This window comes from Myxococcus xanthus, from assembly GCF_006402735.1.
Taxonomy (GTDB): Bacteria; Myxococcota; Myxococcia; order Myxococcales; family Myxococcaceae; genus Myxococcus; species Myxococcus xanthus_A.
This window is the reverse complement of record NZ_CP017174.1, coordinates 8,460,727-8,476,701: the sequence shown is the minus strand read 5'-3', so window position 1 is coordinate 8,476,701 and position 15,975 is coordinate 8,460,727. Positions and strand designations below refer to the sequence as shown.

Sequence of the window (15,975 nt, the reverse complement as noted above, 5' to 3'; positions counted from 1 at the left end):
CCACGCGCACGTCACGGCGCTGGCGGGGTGGTGCCCTGCGGAACATGGAAGCCTTGCTGGCCCATGCGCTGGCGGACCAGCACCTGTCCCGAGGGGCTCGTGGTGCGTGCACGCACGTACGGGACTTCGGGCAGGTCCGTGGGCCGCCAGATTTTCTGGTGCGTCGGCACGCCCGTCGCGCCCGGAATGGTGCCCTCGTACACGGCGGAGGGGTGGCCGTTCACCTTCTCCGAGCCCACCTGCTTGTAGCCCTGCTCCTTGAAGCAGGCGTCGTAGCTCTGCGTCTTGCTGGTGCACGACGCGGGCAGCTTCACCGGAAGGTCATCCAGGCTCCGCTCGGTGGCCACCTTGTGCGGATGCATCAGCGTGGTGCCCGTGCGCTTCTCGAAGTCGAACAGGATGGACATGCTGCCGCCGGACGCGTCGGGCAGCTCCGCGTCCATGCGCAGCAGTCCCTTGCGCCCGTACACCTTGCCCTGGATGTCCGGAGGCGGCTTCTTGCCGGCCTCCAGCGTCATCTTCGTGGTGACGTCCGCCGACCAGTCCGCGAGGGCGGGAGAGGCCACCAGCAGGGCGGCGGCGGTGAACGCGGACAGCCTGGGACGCACGGTGGACGTTCTCATGGCGGCACCACAGTCCACCGCGCGCGCGCCTGTCAAACACGGCCCCTGAAAGCGAAACGGCGCCAACCTCGTGAGAGGTGGCGCCGTGGAGCCGAAGCCCGGAGGCTCAGCCCGGCTGGCAGACCTGCCGGAGGATGTCGAGCGACTCCAACGCCTTGCCCGCGCCAATCACGACGGCGGAGAGCGGGTCCTCGGCGAGGAACACGGGCAGGCCCGTCTCCTCGCGCAGCAGCGTGTCCAGGTTCTTCAGCAGCGCGCCGCCACCGGCCAGGACGATGCCGCGGTCGGCGATGTCGCCAGCGAGCTCGGGCGGAGTGCGCTCCAGCGTCAGCTTCACCGCCTCGACGATGCCGTTGACGGGCTCCGCCAGCGCGTCACGCACTTCGTCGCTGGACACCGTCAGCGTGCGCGGCACGCCGGCCACCAGGTCGCGACCCTTGATCTCCATGGTCATGACCTCGTCCGTCGGGTACGCGGTGCCGATGCCCATCTTGATGAGCTCCGCCGTGCGCTCACCGATGAGCAGGTTGTACTTGCGCTTGACGTACTGGATGATGGCCTCGTCCAGCTTGTCGCCGCCGATGCGCACGCTCTTGGCGAACACGATGCCGGCGAGGCTGATGACCGCGACGTCGGACGTGCCACCGCCGATGTCCACAATCATGTTGCCGCTGGGCTCGGTCACCGGAAGGCCCGCGCCAATGGCCGCCGCCATGGGCTGCTCGATGAGGTAGACCTCGCGGGCGCCCGCGTTGGCCGCCGCCTCGCGCACCGCGCGGCGCTCCACCTCGGTGATGCCGGAGGGGATGCCGATGATGATGCGCGGGTTGACGAGCGTCTTGCGGTTGTGCGCGCTCTGGATGAAGTAGCGCAGCATCGCGGCCGTGATTTCGAAGTCCGCGATGACGCCATCCTTCATCGGACGGATGGCAACGATGTTGCCCGGGGTGCGCCCGAGCATTTCCTTGGCTTCCTTGCCCACCGCGAGGACCTTCTTGCCCCCGCGCGAGTCATGCTGGACGGCCACCACCGAGGGCTCGTTGGAGACGATGCCCTGGCCTCGGATGTAGATGAGCGTGTTCGCCGTGCCGAGGTCGATGGCGAGGTCACGCGAGAAGAGGGTGTGAAGCCAGTCAAACATACGGGGGCGGGAACTTTCGGGGGGTCGTCGGAATTTCCCCGTCATAGCGGGGGCAGACGCGGGCCAAGGTACTACGCGACGCAGCACGGAGGAAGAAAAGCCGGTAGCGGCCTTCACATCCGCCTGGGGGGCAGTCGGCCAGCGGACGCAGGCGCGCTCCCGGCTTTCAGGGAATAGGCGTGGGCTCGGCCTGCACCGACTCGAGGCGCGCCGCCACCACCCCCGCCTCCAGCGGCTTCTCCTCGGGGAGCGCCGTGGGCGGCAGCGTCCCCTGGGCCTCGGCGTCGCGGTACTCGGGCGTCTGGCGCAGGGCCGCGCTGGTGACGTGGAGCAGCGTGTCACGCACGGGCTCGAACAACAGGGCGGTAAGGTACCAGGCTGGGGCGTAATCCAGCCGGATGAGGCCGTGCACGCTCCACTTGTGCGGCGCGTAGTCCCACGGGCAGCGTCCGAGCAGGCGCTTGAGCAGCCAGCCCGTGCCGTACTCCGCGCCGAAGATGAGCCCCGTGTAGGCCAGCGCCCGCAGCGGCCGGGGCAGGGGCTTGAGCCGGGCGGAGACCTCCTCCAGCGCCAGGGCCGTGCCTCCGTAGATGGGATGCATCCAGAGGTACGTGCGCGCCGTGGCGTTCCGGTCCTTCTTCAGCGCGGCCCCCGTGCCGGTGAACATCACCTCGAGCACCCAACCCACACACCCGTAGACGAGGAATCTTGAAAGCACCTCGGAAAGCTAAGTCCGCCCCGCAGAAGGGGCACTCCCGCCCCCTGGGGTCGGTGCTGGCCGCCTGCCTCGGCTGTGCCATGGCGGACGGTGTGCCTGTCCCCGTTGTGCGGGAGTCGGGCCCGACGACACGGGCCCACACGCCCAGGAGCCCGCCCAGGGCGGGCGGGCCCCCGGCGGCGCTGGCTCAGCCGGGGATGCCGGCCGACCAGCGCTGCGTGAGGTACAGCTCGGCGAGCTGGGCCGCGTTGAGGTCCTGCTCCTCGCCCACGTAGGTGCGCTCGGTGGAGATGCCCACCTCGCCGCCGCCCACGCCCGCGTGGATGCCTACGCCAAAGTCGCCGGTGACCTTGTGCTTGTCCTGGACGGTGGCCTTGATTTCGACCTTGTCCTTGAGCTGGTCCAGCGCCTGGCCCACGTCGCCCCGGGCGATGCTGCCGAAGGCGCCGCTGGTGGCGATGTCGTTGATGTTGCCGCTGATCTCCGCCTTCACCTCGCGGCCCGTCGCGCCGCCCAGGCCCAGCGCGGACGCGTTGGCCTGACGCGAGTCGGTCAGCGTCAGCTTGGCCTCATGGGTGTCACGCACGCTGGCGCCAATCTCGCGAGCGGTGCCCTTCGGGTCCTTGATGAAGTCGGTCGGGTTGAAGCCCTCGGGCAGCTCCACGCTCTGCTCCAGCTCCACCCCAAGCGAACCGGACACACCCGCGGACGCGTTGGTGGGCAGGGACACGGAGTCCCCGCCGCCCGTGGGGATGCCCACGCCCGCGGACGCGCTGGCGTTGCCGTTGATTTCGAGGCTCTGCTTGAGGGTCAGCTTCTGGGGCTTGCCGCCCTCCATCTCGATGCGGGCCGTGGTGCTCTGGTTGATTCCGGCACCCGCGCCGGCGCCCGCGCTGATGGCCTCCGGCAGGCCCTTCATGCCCAGCTCGGCGTTGACGCTGGCCTCGGCGCCCAGCTTGAACTCCACGGCGCTCATGTTCTTCGTCAGGCCCGCCAGGTCCGACAGGGGATCCCCAAGGACCTGATTCACGCCGGCGCCCAGCACGGGGTTGCTCGCGGCGGCGCCCGCGGTGGCGGTGGAGGCCGCGATGATGCGGGTGGCGTTCTTGGCCTCCTCGGCCGTGTCGAACTGGAACTCCACCGTGGCCCCGGCGGTGCCGAAGGCCTCGGCGCCCACGTCCGCCGCGCCCTTGGCGCCCAGCTTGGCCGCGACGCCCGCGCCCACCTCGCCGGTGACGGACACGGTGTAGCCGCCGCCTTCCTCCTCACTGCGGCTGACGCCCAGGGTGCCCTTCACCTTGCCGGCCAGCGTGGCGCCGTTGGCCTCGGCGTAGAGGCTGATGGAGGTGCTCTCACCCGGCTTGAGCTGGTCCACCTGCCGGTTGAGGTTGACGGCGTCGCCAATGGCCCGGGCCGTGTCCACCGGGTCGCGCACCACGTCGGCCGCGCCCTGGAGCGCCCCGCCGATGATGTCGTTGCCGATACCCTGCAGGGGGTTGAGCGTGGGCGCGTCCTGGATGGCCCGGCCCGCCAGGTCCAGGCCGTCCGCGGCGATGTCGGTCGCCTTGTCGAGCACCGGGCCCGCCCGCTCCGCCGCCCCCTGGAGGACATTGCCCAGGCCATTCGCGGTGACGGTGGCCGCGACGCCGGTGGCGCTCAGCGTGCGCTGGGTCGCGGTGCGGCCCGCCTCGAACACGTCACCGGCGGCGTTGCGCACGTTGCCCGCCGCGTCCTGCACCCGGTCCTTGGTTCCTTCGACGACGTTCTTGGTGGCGTTGGCCACGCCGCCCACGGCGTCACCGGCCTTGTCCTTGGCGCCCTCGAAGACGTCCCGGGTCCGCTCCTGGGCCACGTTGGAGATCTTCTCCTTGGCCTCCTGCGCCTTGGCCGCCGCCTGCTCCGCGGCTTCCGCGGCCTTGCGCGCCGCCGCCTCCGCCGCGCGCCGGGCCGCTTCCGCCGCCCGCTTCGCCGCGGCCTCGGCGGCCCGCTTCGCCGCGTCCGCCGCTCCGCCAATCAGTTTTCCGATTCCCATGGGGGCTTCCTTCTCCAGGCTGTCACGGCGTGGGTCGTCTCGCGGGGGCGGGACGCGGCACGTGCGCGCTTCAGGGGTGTGGTGCCGGCTGTGGCCTTGTGGCGGGCCAGCCGAGGCCCTCAGCAGTGTCGAGTCTTGAAAGCAGGCATGGACGGCTCCTGCCCTTTAGAAAGAGCGGGTACTGTGTGAGGGCTGCGGGGATTCTCAGGAAATGAGGCGGAAGAGTTTCGTCGGCGCGGCAGAAACCTGGCCGCCGAGCGCTGAATTGGCGTTTTCCCGCCGCGGGGGAGCGCTTTACTGGGTGGCACCCGCGTAATACAGGAGAAGCGGATGTGCTCCGCCGGCCCGACAGCTCCGCTATCCCCACCCGGGCGACGCGCGCACGGGATGTTGCTGGCCATTGCCCTGGGCACGGCGCTTGCGTCCGTGCCGTGGATCAACGTGTTGGAACGGGTGGTGGCCGCCGAGGTCCACGCCGTGTACGGGCCCTCCGAGGGAAACGGCGCGCGGGTGGACCGGGGCGGCGCGGCCTTCGTGGGCAAGCGCACCCGCCAGTTGCGCTGTGGGCGCCTGGCCGGGGTGGGGAGCGACACCTGGGCCGCGGTGATGAGCGCCCCGGCCGGGGCGAAGACGAAACCGACCCTGGGCCGGGAACGAGAGTCCTTCCAGCCGGGCTTCCATGAAGCCCACCGTCAGGCTCGAGAACGGCGGCGGGCCGTTGCCACCGACACCGTCCGGTTGCTGCGCTCCGCGGCCCTGATGGTGCGAGGAGGCAACGCCGGTGACCGGCCGACGCTCGTCACCCAGTCGTTGCGCGGGCCTCCCGCGCGCGGCTGAAGACGGCGCTCGGAATCGGGCTGGCGGGCAACGCGCCTGCCTTTCGTTTCCTCCCGCATGATGCGCGGTCCGCCGCACGCCGCCGGACCAGTCCGAATCTCAATCTTCCGCTGGGTTATTTTTTCGAGGTGTACCGATGCATGGAGCCCACGAGGTCCTCCAAGCCATTGCCGTCGTCCTGTGCGTCGCGGCAGTGACGACGGTCCTCTTCCAGAAGCTTCGCCAGCCCGTGGTGCTGGGCTACATCCTGGCCGGCCTCGTCGTCGGCCCGTACCTGCCGATTCCGCTCGTCGCCAACCCGGAGGTGGTGACGACGCTCTCGGAGCTGGGCGTCATCCTCCTGATGTTCTCACTGGGGTTGGAGTTCAGCCTCCGCAAGCTGTTCGCGGTGGGGCCCACGGCGGGAGTCACCGCCGTCATCCAGTGCAGCATCATGATTTGGCTGGGCTTCGTGGTGGGGCGCGCCTTCGGGTGGACCACCCTGGAGAGCCTCTTCACTGGCGCGCTCATCGCCGTGTCCAGCACCACCATCATCGCCAAGGCCTTCGACGAGCAGAACATCCGGGGCCGGCTGCGGGAGCTGGTGGTGGGCGTCCTCATCGTCGAGGACCTCATCGCCGTCCTCCTGATGGCGACGCTGACGGCCGTGTCCTCTGGCACCGGCCTGTCGCTGGGTGAGCTGTCGTTGACCACGGGCCGCCTGGTGGCGTTCCTCGTCGGGCTGGTGGTGGTGGGGCTGTTCACCATCCCCCGCGCGGTGCGCTACGTGGTGAAGCTCAACAAGCCGGAGACGACCCTGGTGGCCAGCGTGGGCATCTGCTTCGCGGTGGCGCTGCTGGCGCAGGCCTTCGGGTATTCGGTGGCGCTGGGGGCCTTTCTGGCGGGCTCGCTGGTGGCGGAGTCCGGCGAGGAGAAGGTGGTGGAGCACCTGGTGCAGCCGGTGAAGGACATCTTCGCGGCCATCTTCTTCGTGTCCGTGGGCATGCTCATCAACCCGGCGCTCATCGCGGAGCACTGGGCCGCCATCCTGGTGCTCACGGTCGTGGTCATCGTGGGCAAGCTCTTCAGCGTGACGCTGGGCGCGTTCCTCACGGGGCACAGCACCCGGACCTCCGTGCAGGCGGGCATGAGCCTGGCGCAGATTGGTGAGTTCTCCTTCATCATCGCGGGCCTGGGCCTGACGCTGAAGGCCACGGGCAACTTCATCTACCCGGTGGCGGTGGCCGTCTCCGCGATTACGACGCTCACGACGCCCCTGCTGATTCGCGTGTCGGGGCCGGTGGCCAGCTATGTGGACCGCAAGCTGCCCAAGCCGCTGCAGACGTTCGTGACGTTGTACGGCACCTGGGTTGAGCGGCTGCGCGACGCGCCCCGGCGCCAGACGTTTGGGGCCTCGGTGCGGCGGCTGGCGCGGTTGATGGTGCTGGACGCCGTGTTGCTGATTGTCCTGGTGATTGGCACGTCGTTGACGGCGGGCAAGCTGGGCTCCTTCATCGAGCAGCGGTTGGGCATCGATGAGAACCTGTCCCGCTACATCATCCTGGGTGGCGCGGTGCTGCTCTCCATCCCGTTCCTGGTGGGCGTGGTGCAGGTGGCGCGCCGGTTGGGCGAGGAGCTGGCAGAGGCGGCGCTGCCCGGGCGGAAGGACGGGCGGGTGGACCTGGCGGCGGCGCCCCGGCGCGTGCTGCTGGTGACGCTGCAACTGGGCATCATCCTGCTGGTGAGCGTGCCGGTGGTGGCGATTACGCAGCCCTTCCTCCGGGGCGCCATGGGCCCCCTCGTCGTGCTGGCCCTGATTGGCGCGCTGGGCGTGACGTTCTGGCGGGGCGCCACCAACCTGCACGGCCACGTCCGCGCGGGCGCGCAGGTCATCGTGGAGGCGCTGGCGGCGCAGTCCCACTCGCGGGAGCCGGGCGCGGATGAGCACGCGCTGGACCACGTCTCCAAGGTGCTCCCGGGTCTGGGTGAGCCCGTGCCCGTGCGGCTGGAGGTCTCCAGTCCCGCGGCGGGGAAGACGCTGGCCGAGGTGAACCTCCGCGGCCTCACGGGGGCCACGGTGCTGGCCATCCGGCGCGGGGACTCGAGTGTGTCCGTGCCGTCCGCGCAGGAGGTGCTGCAGCCCGGTGACGTGCTGGCGCTGACGGGCACGCACGACGCGGTGGAGGCGGCCAAGAGCCTGCTCACCGGTTCACCGGCGCCCGCCTCGGCTCCTGAGCCGACGGGCGCCCAGGTGTAAGGGACACGGGGTTGGGGGCGGGATTCGTTCCGCCCCCGGCGCCTACCGCTTCACGCTGTACTTGGCGATGGCGTAGAGGGCGCGCACGCCGTCCTTCCAGCCAATCTTCTTGCCCTCTTCGTAGGTGCGCCCGTGGTAGCTGATGGGCACCTCGAAGACGCGCCAGCGGCCGCGGGCCACCTTGGCGGTGATTTCCGGCTCGAAGCCGAAGCGGTCCTCCTCCACCTGCACGGAGCGCAGCACCTCGGCGCGGAAGGCCTTGTAGCAGGTCTCCATGTCGGTGAGGTTCAGGCCGCTGGTCATGTTGGACAGCGTGGTGAGCACGTTGTTCAGCACGGTGTGCCAGTAATAGAGGACGCGCCGGGGCGTGCCGGTGAAGCGGCTGCCGAAGACGACGTCCGCATCCCCGTCGATGATGGGCTGGATGACGTTGGGGATGTCGCGCGGGTCGTATTCCAGGTCCGCGTCCTGGACGATGATGATGTCGCCCGTGGCTTCGGTGAAGCCACGCCGCAGCGCCGCGCCCTTGCCCTGGTTCTTCTCCTGGAAGAGCACGCGCACCTCGTTGCGGTTGCGCGGCGTACCGCCCAACAAGCCCACACCCTGCTCCTGAAGCTGGCGCAGGAGTTCGCGGCTGCCGTCCTTGGAGCAGTCGTCGATGAGGACGAGCTCCTTCGGGAAGTCGACGGCGACGCAGCGGCGCAGCAGTTCGGCGAGGGTGGGAATCTCGTTGTAGACGGGGATGACGAGTGAGACGAGCATGGCGTTTTGCGGCTGTACCGCATTTTGCGTCATGGAGCGATCTTCTGGCACGGAAGGTGTGGGCCGGGTCGGGCGCGGCGATCAGCGGAGCGCCGCGGCCCGGAGCGCGTCCATGAGGGCGTCCAGGTCCGCATCGGTGGTGAGCGGGTTGATGAGGGTGACGCGGAGATGGACGCCCTGGGGCAGCTTCGTCTGCACCAGGTAGAAATCCCCGCGAGTCACCAATCGCTCGCGCAGCTTCGTCTGGAGGGTGTCCCACTGCTCGGCGGGGACGTGCGCGGGGGTGTGGCGGAAGCAGAGGATGTTGCACTCGGGCGGCACAGCGACCTCGAAGTCGCTGGCGGCGGAGAGGCGCTGGGCGAAGCGGCGGGCCTGCTCGTAGGACTCCGTCACCGCGTCGGAGAAGAGCCGGGTGCCCAGCACCGCGAGGCAGGCGTACACCTTGAGGGCCATCATCTCCTTGGTGCACTCCAGGGTGCGCAGGGCCACGTCGCTCCAGGGGCGCTCCGCGTCGCCGTGGAAGATGTAGCTGGCCTCCTGGGAGAAGGACTCGAAGGAGCGGGCGCCGTCGCGGAAGAGGACGGCTGTCACCAGCGCGGGCATGAGCAGGCCCTTGTGGGCGTCCCAGATGACGGAGTCCGCGCGGTCGATGCCGCGCACGAGGTGTCGGTGGGCGGGGCTGAGCACGGCGGAGGCGCCATGTGCGCCGTCGACGTGGAACCACAGGCCGTGGCGCTCGCAGAAGTCGGCCACGGGCTCCAGCGGGTCGAAGGCGCCGGTGGCGGTGGAGCCCGCGCTGGCCACCACGGCGATGGGCTTGCGTCCAGCGCGCGTGGCGGACTCGAGCGCGGCGTCGAGTGCCTCGGGGCGCAGGCGGAAGTGTTCGTCCACGGGGACGGGCGTCACGCCGCCTTCGCCAAAGCCCATGATGCGGGTGGCGCGGGCGAGGCTGTAGTGCGTCGTCTGGGCGGCCAGCACGGTGAGGGGTGGGCCGGCGTGGGCGCCGCCGTTCCACGCGTCGTAGCCGGCCTTGGCTTGCCGGGCGGCGAGCAGCGCGGTGAGGTTGCCCAGGGAACCGCCGGAGGTGAGCACGCCGTCCGTTGTCTCCGGCAGGCCGAGCCGCGCGGCCATCCAGCGCAGGACGTTGCGCTCCATGGCGGTGGAGACGGGGCCCATCTCGTACACGGCCATGCCGTTGTTGAGCAGGGAGGACACCGCGTCGCACAGGGCGGCCAGTGGCACGGGGGCCGTGACCTGGTGGCCCACGTAGCGCGGGTGGTGCAGGTGGTTGGAGCCGGAGAGCACGCGGGTGATGAGGTCGGCGAAGTCGCCCGTGGGGGCTTCGGGGAACGCCGCGGCGAAGCGGTCCACGTTCACCGCGGGGGCGGCCCAGGGCAGCACGGGCCCTTCGGCGCGGGTGGTGCGCGCGAGGTAGTCGGAGAGCGTGTCCATCAACCGGTGGGATTCCCGGCGGAATGCGTCAGCGTCGTAGGCGGCGGCGATTCGCGCTCGAAAGTCCGTCATGGCGCGGCGACCCTAGCCGTGCAGGTGCGAGGGCGGAATGGTCCCTTCGTCCGTTACCGGGTGTGCGGAGAACCCTTGGTAAGAGGGGCCAAGTGAGCAGGCAGGGTGACGTGTGGTGGCGGCGCGCACTAAGTCTGGCTCATGGGGCGCGCATCCCGTGTGCCCCGCTCATGTGAGGAGGATGGCCATGGCCGACCCGAAGGTGACGATTACCTACTGTACCGCTTGAGGCTACAGGCCTCGGGCCGCCCGTGCGGCGGTCGCATTGAAGGATGAGTTGGATGTAGAGGCGGAGTTGTTGCCGGGCCCTTCGGGCAGCTACGAGGTCGCCGTGGATGGCAAGGTCGTCATCCGGAAGGCGTCGCTCGCATTCCCCACGGACCACGAGGTGGTGGACGCGGTGGCGAAGGTGCTGGGGCGGTAGCGTGCAGGCTGCCTCTGTCGCTTCGTGCGATGCTGGGTGCGAGTGAGGTGCGGGCCGGCCTTACGACGCGCCCACTTCGCGCGGACGAGGTTCGCCATGGTTGAGCAGGGGAGCTTCAATGTCTGCACGGCGCTGTGCCACGAGAGTCCTGGGCGTTGCTGCTCTTCTTGGGGTCACGACCCTGGCGGCGGCGGAGAAGTCTGTCTTTGCGCGACTGCATCCTGCAATGACTCGCGCCGAGGTCGAGAAGCTCGGGAACAAGGTATCCCTGGGGGCATACCAGGGGCATCTCATGGCGAGCGGGCTGACGCAGAAGGAGTTCTCCCAGCAGGTTGCTGAAAATCCAAGAAACCTAGGAAAATTCGAGTGCTCCGCGCGGCAGGCGGCCGGGCAGCCGGGCGGGAATCAGACCCCGGTGGACCGCTCCCGGACATGGCGTGGGGCACCCAGCTTTGGGGCACAGGAGGTGACACCCATGGCGTGGCCGATAGTCGCGTCGCCCTACGAGCGGCGCTCCCTCACCAGTGGACTGCGGGTTCGGGACGAAAGCGGGGCGATGCTGGGCTACGTGGCCCTCATCGGCCGGGAACACCTCTACGCGCGGCGCTGGCCCTTCAGCCGGCGGTGGACGGAGTTCCCGCTGGCCCGCGTGCGGCATGTCTCCCGGGATTCGGTGTTCCTGGAGGGGCAGATGCCGGGCCGGGTGGTGGCGGCCGACAAGGGCGCACACGCGGAGATTCCCACGCAGACCCTGCCGCTGGCCGAGCTGGATGAGGCGTCCACTCCCGTCTGAGCCCTTCAACCAGGTGCGGCGCGGCGCGGGGTTTTGTGCTTCAAGGAGGCGCCATGGCCCCCATCGAAGAGCTGTCCCAGAGGGTGTCCGCCGCGTTCGCGGATCGGACGTTGTTGAAGGACGCGGCCCACGTGGCCGCCGTGCGCGAGACGCTGGCGCGGCTGGACTCGGGTGAGCTCCGCGTGGCGGAGAAGGGCGTGGACGGCTGGAAGGTGAACGCCTGGGTGAAGGAGGCCATCCTCCTGTTCTTCGCGGTGTCGGAGATGAAGGTGATGGAGGTAGGCCCCTTCGAGTTCTACGACAAGGTGCCGCTGAAGAAGGGCCTGGAGGCGGCGGGCGTGCGCGTGGTGCCCCCGGGCACGGTTCGCTACGGCGCCTTCGTGGAGAAGGGCGCGGTGGTGATGCCGGGCTATGTGAACATCGGCGCGCGCGTGGGCGCGGGCACCATGGTGGACACGTGGGCCACGGTGGGCAGCTGCGCCCAGGTGGGCAAGCACGTCCACCTGTCCGGCGGCGTGGGGCTGGGCGGGGTGCTGGAGCCGCCTTCCGCGTCGCCCGTCATCATCGAGGACGGTGCCTTCCTGGGCAGCCGCTCCATCGTCGTGGAGGGCGTGGTGGTGGAGGAGGAGGCGGTGCTGGGCGCCAACGTGGTGCTCACCGCGTCCACTCAAATCATCGACGTCACCGGCCCCGAGGAGCGCGTCTTCAAGGGCCGCGTCCCCGCGCGCAGCGTGGTGATTCCCGGCATGCGGGAGAAGCAGTTCCCGGCCGGCGAGTACATGGTGCCGTGCGCGCTCATCATCGGTCAGCGGACGAAGTCCACCGACCAGAAGACCAGCCTCAATGCGGCGCTCCGCGACTTCGCGGTGGCGGTGTAATGGCTGAAATCCAGCAGCCCGCGCGCGCCGTAGAAGGCGTGTGACGGGACGGAACGTGACGATGGCGCACCATCTGGACGACATCCTGCCCGAATGGGCACTGGGGATGCTGGAGGCCCCAGCCCGGGCGTCCGTCGAGCAGCACCTCGCGGAGTGCGCGCGGTGCCGCGAGGTGGCGGACCGGTTGGTGTCCACGCATGCGGCGCTGGCGTCGCTGGTGGTGCCGCCGCCCGCGGTGCTGACGCGGTTGATGGACCAGATGGAGGGTCCGGGGCGGCTTGCCCGCTTCGCGGACCGGGTGGCGGCCTTCTTCGACCTTTCGCGCGAGCGAGCGCTGGCGTTGCTGGACGCCGTGAGCGACCCGGCGGCGTGGATGCCCGGACCGGTGGAGGGCTCGGAGCTGATGCCGGTGGAGACGGGCCCCGCGCGAGAAGGGACGATGGCCGCCATCCTCCGGCTCCACCCCGGGGTGCGCTACCCCCGGCACACACACCACGGCCGCGAGTGGAACCTGGTGCTGGAGGGCGGCTTCCGCGAGGACGAAGGGCACGAGGTCTGGCCTGGCGAGGAGCTGGAGAAGACGGACGGCAGCGCGCATGGCTTCACGGCGCTGACGGAGGGGCCGGCGTGTCTGTGTGCCGCCGTCCTGGAGGGCGTGACGAGCTTCGAGGAAGCGTTCGCGGACGGCTGACGCCCGGCGCTATGGTGGGAGGCGTATGGCTTCCATCGACCTCGCCACGCGGCTGGCTCGTACCACGCTCGAGCTGTGCCGCATCCCCAGTCCCATCACCCAGGAAGGGCCCATCGCCGACCATGTGGAGCGCTGGGCGCTCCGGCACTTCCCTCGGGAGGAGGTGTTCCGGGTCGGCCACACGCTGCTGCTCGGCAAGCTGGAGGATGCGCGCCCCACGGTGGCCCTCATCGGTCACCTGGACACGGTGCCCGCGCACCCCAGCGACGCGGGCCGCGAGGCGCGCATCGAGGGCGAGCGCGTCTTCGGACTGGGCGCCTCGGACATGAAGGGCGGGCTCGCGGTGATGATGGCGCTCGCGGAGGATTTGCGCCGCGACACGCTGCCCGTGAATCTGGCCTTCCTCTTCTACGAGCGCGAGGAGGGGGCCTACGCCGAAAGCGGCCTCATCCCGCTGTACGAGAAGCGGCCGGACCTGGCGAAGGTGCGGTTCGGCATCGCCATGGAGCCCACCGACAGCGTGGTGCAGGTGGGCTGCGTCGGCTCCATGCAGGTCACCGTGCGCTTCACCGGGCGCAGCGCGCACTCCGCTCGGCCGTGGCAGGGGGAGAACGCCATCCACAAGGCGGGGCCGTTCCTCGCGGAGTTGCTCGGGCGTCAGCGCGTGGAGGTCAACGTCGCCGGCTTCCCGTTCTACGAGGTCATCAACGCCACGCTCGCCAAGGGCGGCCGCGCGCGCAACGTCATCCCTGAAGCCTTCGAGCTGAACCTCAACTACCGCTTCGCGCCGGGCAAGAGCATCGAACAGGCGAAGGCGGACGTGCACGCGCTCGTCGCCGGGCGGGCCGAGGTGGAGTTCACCGATGCGTCGCCCAGCGGCCCGGTGGTGGCGGGCAACCCGCTGTTCCAGAAGTTGATGGCTCTCACCGGCCTGCCCGCGGCCTCCAAGCAGGCCTGGACGGACGTGGCGCGCTTCGGCGAGTGGGGCGTGGACGCCATCAACTTCGGGCCCGGTGAGACGGCCCAGGCGCATCAAGCCAACGAGAGCGCGCCCATCCCGCCGCTCGCGGACGCGTACGAGAAGCTCGCGGCCTTCCTCACGGGCGCGAGCTGACGGGGATTCGTCGCGGGACATGCCCTCCAGGGCATGAGGACCCCGCGCGGTGCACGTCATTCGTCCGCTGTCGTTCATCTGCGTGCCTTCACCGCACACGTCCTGGCGTGCATGGGCGTACCCTGTTCATGCATCGCCTGCAGTCTTCCCCAACCGGAGCCGACTGAATGACGAACGAGTCCGTCAATCCGCAACTGACCGACGATGTCTCTCCCTCCCCGGCGGAGGCGGGCCTTTCGCCCACGCCGCGGCGCCGCACCGCCACGAAGCGCAAGAGCGCTTCACGTACGGGCAGCACGCGGAAGTCCGCGCGCAAGGCCACCACCAAGCGTGGGACTCCGCGCGCGAAGAAGACGGCGGCACGCGGGAAGACGGCCACCCGCAAGTCCGCCACGCGCAAGTCCGCTACCCGTGCCACCGGCCGCGGCGCGCGCAAGGCCACCACGCGGAAGACGGGGACGGCGGGGCGCACCGCGCGCAAGACGGGAACGCGCGGCACCGCGACGAAGCGGACCACCACGCGCGGTGGCGCCCGGAAGTCGCCGGCCCGGCGCACCACGCGCCGCTGAGGCAATGACGCGGACACGCACTTCAGGGCCATGGGGGCTGGACTCCCATGGCCCTTGGTGTTTTCAGGCGCCGCTCAGCGCTTCAGCCGCAGCAGGAAGACATCGCCGCGCGCGAAGCTCTGGCGTCCGGTGCCGAAGTCAGTCTCGCGGTCCGTGTGGCCGAAGAGGAAGACATCCCCGTCGGGCAGCACGCCCATGGAGGGAATGGCTTCCAGGCCATACAGCTCGCCTCTCGGCTGGGGCGGATCCGACAGGAACATCGTCGTGAGGAGCGACGTGCCCGCCGCGTCGTAGCGCAGGGCCACGGGCTGCGCCGAGCCCATGCCGTCCTTGCCCGCCACGCCGTCCTCGATGCGGTTGAAGGTGAAGCCCGCCACCATCAGTTCTCCGGAGGGCGCCAGCGCGAGCGCGTCCACCTGGAGCCCGTCTCCCAGACCCTTGGCCCATGTCTCCTGTCCGTCCGCCTTGGCGGAGACGACGAAGGAGGTTTCCCGGAACGCATGCCCCGGCACCTGCATGTCGCCCCAGCGCACGGTGCCCAGGAAGGGGCCCGCGGCCACCACGGTGCCCTCGCCGTCCAGCGCCACGTCGCGCATGGTGCCGCTCGCGTGACTCAAGGCCTTGGTCCAGGTCAACCCACCCTGCCGGTAGAACGCGACGAAGGGACTGCCGCCCTCGGCGGCGCTCACCTGCTGGCTGCCGAAGCGCACCGTGCCGTCATATTGGCCGCCCACCGCCATGCGCCCGGCGCCATCCACCGCCAGCGTCGTGAGCGCCACGCGCCCGCCCCCCTGGGGCTGGCCCACGGACAGGGCGGATTCGGCCAGACCTTCGCGCGAGTACGTCACCACCACCGCGCCAGCGCCGGTGACGCCGTTGCCGAAGTCCGAACCGCCCGGCGCGTTGAAGGCCACCAGCGTCCGTCCCTGGGCGTCCACCGCCAGGTCCGCCACCGCGAGCCCGGTACCCGGGGGCGTGTTCGTCCACAGGACGTTGCCGTCCGCGTCCATCCGGACCACGAAGGTGCCGTCCCCCAGTTTGTGGCTGAGGAGGTCCAGGACGCCTTCCGTGGTGCCGGCGATGACGATGCCGCCCGCCGGGTCGGCGGCGATGCGGCCCCGGACGAACGCGCGCACCGCCAGTGGCGCCTCCGGGGCCCTTATGTCGAAGGCCTTCTGCCAGCGCGTCTCGCCCGTGGGCGCGCGCCGCGTCAGCACCAGCTTCGCCCGGTTATCCGTGGGCTGAAGGCTGTCCAGGTCATCGATGTCGTGAAGCGACAGCGTGAGGACGTCGCCGCTGGCGTCCACCGCCGCGCCCAGCGCCAGGTCGTCCTGGGGCGTGCCTTCGCGCTGCAGCCACAGCGTGCTGCCCGGCCCCGCCGGTGGCGGGGGTGGACGAGGTGGTGGCGGTGGCACGCCGGGTGGCCTCTCTTCCGGAGGAATCTCCGGATTGGGGGCCTCCTCGGGAGGCGCGACGCAGTCTCCCACGGGGCCCTCCGTACAGTCCTCCTCGCCGGGAGGCTCGCTCGTGCTTCCACCACAGCCCAACAACATCCCCGCCCCACCCAGAACCGCCGCACTCACGACGGTCCGGACCCATCGCCACCCTGGATGCATGCAGTCCCCCCGCTCCG

General features: G+C 70.2%; 15 protein-coding genes. 8 read left to right on the top strand and 7 right to left on the bottom strand.

Translation table 11 applies throughout. The annotated features are described in order from the left end of the window. Positions 1-11 precede the first annotated feature (11 nt). The 4 genes from BHS09_RS34915 to BHS09_RS34900 form a co-directional block, all read right to left on the bottom strand. A complete protein-coding gene (locus BHS09_RS34915; RefSeq protein WP_140800204.1) occupies positions 12-623 on the bottom strand; it encodes a hypothetical protein in 612 nt (203 codons plus the stop codon). Positions 624-729: 106 nt separating this feature from the next. Further along, positions 730-1,764: a rod shape-determining protein gene (locus BHS09_RS34910; protein ID WP_120598366.1), complete on the bottom strand. Its 1,035-nt coding sequence runs from the start codon at positions 1,762-1,764 to the stop codon at positions 730-732. A gap of 166 nt (positions 1,765-1,930) precedes the next feature. Further along, positions 1,931-2,482: a putative ABC transporter permease gene (locus BHS09_RS34905; protein WP_140795685.1), complete on the bottom strand. Its 552-nt coding sequence runs from the start codon at positions 2,480-2,482 to the stop codon at positions 1,931-1,933. A 187-nt stretch (positions 2,483-2,669) separates the two neighbouring features. Further along, the gene (locus BHS09_RS34900; protein ID WP_140800203.1) at positions 2,670-4,514 is read right to left on the bottom strand and encodes a hypothetical protein; all 1,845 of its coding nucleotides are present in this window, start codon (positions 4,512-4,514) and stop codon (positions 2,670-2,672) included. Between the two features lie 387 nt (positions 4,515-4,901). Between BHS09_RS34900 and BHS09_RS34895 the strand changes: the two genes are divergently transcribed. Together BHS09_RS34895 and BHS09_RS34890 are read left to right on the top strand one after the other, a co-directional pair. After that, positions 4,902-5,351, top strand: a complete 450-nt coding sequence (locus tag BHS09_RS34895) for a hypothetical protein (protein ID WP_237080014.1) — start codon at positions 4,902-4,904, stop codon at positions 5,349-5,351. A 136-nt stretch (positions 5,352-5,487) separates the two neighbouring features. Beyond that, positions 5,488-7,587: a monovalent cation:proton antiporter family protein gene (locus tag BHS09_RS34890; RefSeq protein WP_140795682.1), complete on the top strand. Its 2,100-nt coding sequence runs from the start codon at positions 5,488-5,490 to the stop codon at positions 7,585-7,587. Positions 7,588-7,629: 42 nt separating this feature from the next. Here BHS09_RS34890 and BHS09_RS34885 read toward each other — a convergent pair whose 3' ends face one another. Further along, the gene (locus tag BHS09_RS34885; protein WP_140796721.1) at positions 7,630-8,349 is read right to left on the bottom strand and encodes a glycosyltransferase family 2 protein; all 720 of its coding nucleotides are present in this window, start codon (positions 8,347-8,349) and stop codon (positions 7,630-7,632) included. Between the two features lie 81 nt (positions 8,350-8,430). Further along, the gene (locus BHS09_RS34880; protein ID WP_140800201.1) at positions 8,431-9,873 is read right to left on the bottom strand and encodes a pyridoxal phosphate-dependent decarboxylase family protein; all 1,443 of its coding nucleotides are present in this window, start codon (positions 9,871-9,873) and stop codon (positions 8,431-8,433) included. Between the two features lie 187 nt (positions 9,874-10,060). On the opposite strand from BHS09_RS34880, the gene BHS09_RS38945 reads away from it, so the two are divergent. From BHS09_RS38945 to BHS09_RS34850, 6 genes are all read left to right on the top strand, one after another. Then, complete coding sequence (locus BHS09_RS38945) at positions 10,061-10,297, top strand: SelT/SelW/SelH family protein (RefSeq protein ID WP_237080013.1); 237 nt, start codon at positions 10,061-10,063, stop codon at positions 10,295-10,297. Positions 10,298-10,772: 475 nt separating this feature from the next. Further along, complete coding sequence (locus tag BHS09_RS34870) at positions 10,773-11,090, top strand: hypothetical protein (protein ID WP_237080012.1); 318 nt, start codon at positions 10,773-10,775, stop codon at positions 11,088-11,090. A 53-nt stretch (positions 11,091-11,143) separates the two neighbouring features. Then, positions 11,144-11,968 carry a 2,3,4,5-tetrahydropyridine-2,6-dicarboxylate N-succinyltransferase gene (locus BHS09_RS34865; protein WP_140800200.1) on the top strand — a complete coding sequence of 275 codons (825 nt, stop codon included), beginning with the start codon at positions 11,144-11,146 and terminating at the stop codon, positions 11,966-11,968. Positions 11,969-12,008: 40 nt separating this feature from the next. Beyond that, positions 12,009-12,659, top strand: coding sequence for a cupin domain-containing protein (locus BHS09_RS34860; RefSeq protein WP_140800199.1), 651 nt, complete (start codon positions 12,009-12,011; stop codon positions 12,657-12,659). Between the two features lie 25 nt (positions 12,660-12,684). Beyond that, the gene (gene dapE, locus BHS09_RS34855; protein WP_140795678.1) at positions 12,685-13,773 is read left to right on the top strand and encodes a succinyl-diaminopimelate desuccinylase; all 1,089 of its coding nucleotides are present in this window, start codon (positions 12,685-12,687) and stop codon (positions 13,771-13,773) included. A gap of 167 nt (positions 13,774-13,940) precedes the next feature. After that, positions 13,941-14,342 (top strand): cell envelope biogenesis protein TolA, encoded by a 402-nt coding sequence (locus BHS09_RS34850; RefSeq protein WP_140800198.1) that lies wholly within the window; start codon positions 13,941-13,943, stop codon positions 14,340-14,342. 74 nt (positions 14,343-14,416) lie between these two features. Here BHS09_RS34850 and BHS09_RS34845 read toward each other — a convergent pair whose 3' ends face one another. After that, positions 14,417-15,925: a hypothetical protein gene (locus BHS09_RS34845; RefSeq protein ID WP_237077751.1), complete on the bottom strand. Its 1,509-nt coding sequence runs from the start codon at positions 15,923-15,925 to the stop codon at positions 14,417-14,419. Positions 15,926-15,975 lie beyond the last annotated feature (50 nt).

Coding starts and splice junctions, on each gene's coding strand:
- BHS09_RS34915 (WP_140800204.1), bottom strand. CDS start 623: ATGAGAACGTCCACCGTGCGTCCCAGGCTGTCCGCGTTCACCGCCGCC.
- BHS09_RS34910 (WP_120598366.1), bottom strand. CDS start 1,764: ATGTTTGACTGGCTTCACACCCTCTTCTCGCGTGACCTCGCCATCGAC.
- BHS09_RS34900 (WP_140800203.1), bottom strand. CDS start 4,514: ATGGGAATCGGAAAACTGATTGGCGGAGCGGCGGACGCGGCGAAGCGG.
- BHS09_RS34895 (WP_237080014.1), top strand. CDS start 4,902: ATGTTGCTGGCCATTGCCCTGGGCACGGCGCTTGCGTCCGTGCCGTGG.
- BHS09_RS34890 (WP_140795682.1), top strand. CDS start 5,488: ATGCATGGAGCCCACGAGGTCCTCCAAGCCATTGCCGTCGTCCTGTGC.
- BHS09_RS34885 (WP_140796721.1), bottom strand. CDS start 8,349: ATGCTCGTCTCACTCGTCATCCCCGTCTACAACGAGATTCCCACCCTC.
- BHS09_RS34880 (WP_140800201.1), bottom strand. CDS start 9,873: ATGACGGACTTTCGAGCGCGAATCGCCGCCGCCTACGACGCTGACGCA.
- BHS09_RS34870 (WP_237080012.1), top strand. CDS start 10,773: ATGGCGTGGCCGATAGTCGCGTCGCCCTACGAGCGGCGCTCCCTCACC.
- BHS09_RS34865 (WP_140800200.1), top strand. CDS start 11,144: ATGGCCCCCATCGAAGAGCTGTCCCAGAGGGTGTCCGCCGCGTTCGCG.
- dapE (WP_140795678.1), top strand. CDS start 12,685: ATGGCTTCCATCGACCTCGCCACGCGGCTGGCTCGTACCACGCTCGAG.
- BHS09_RS34850 (WP_140800198.1), top strand. CDS start 13,941: ATGACGAACGAGTCCGTCAATCCGCAACTGACCGACGATGTCTCTCCC.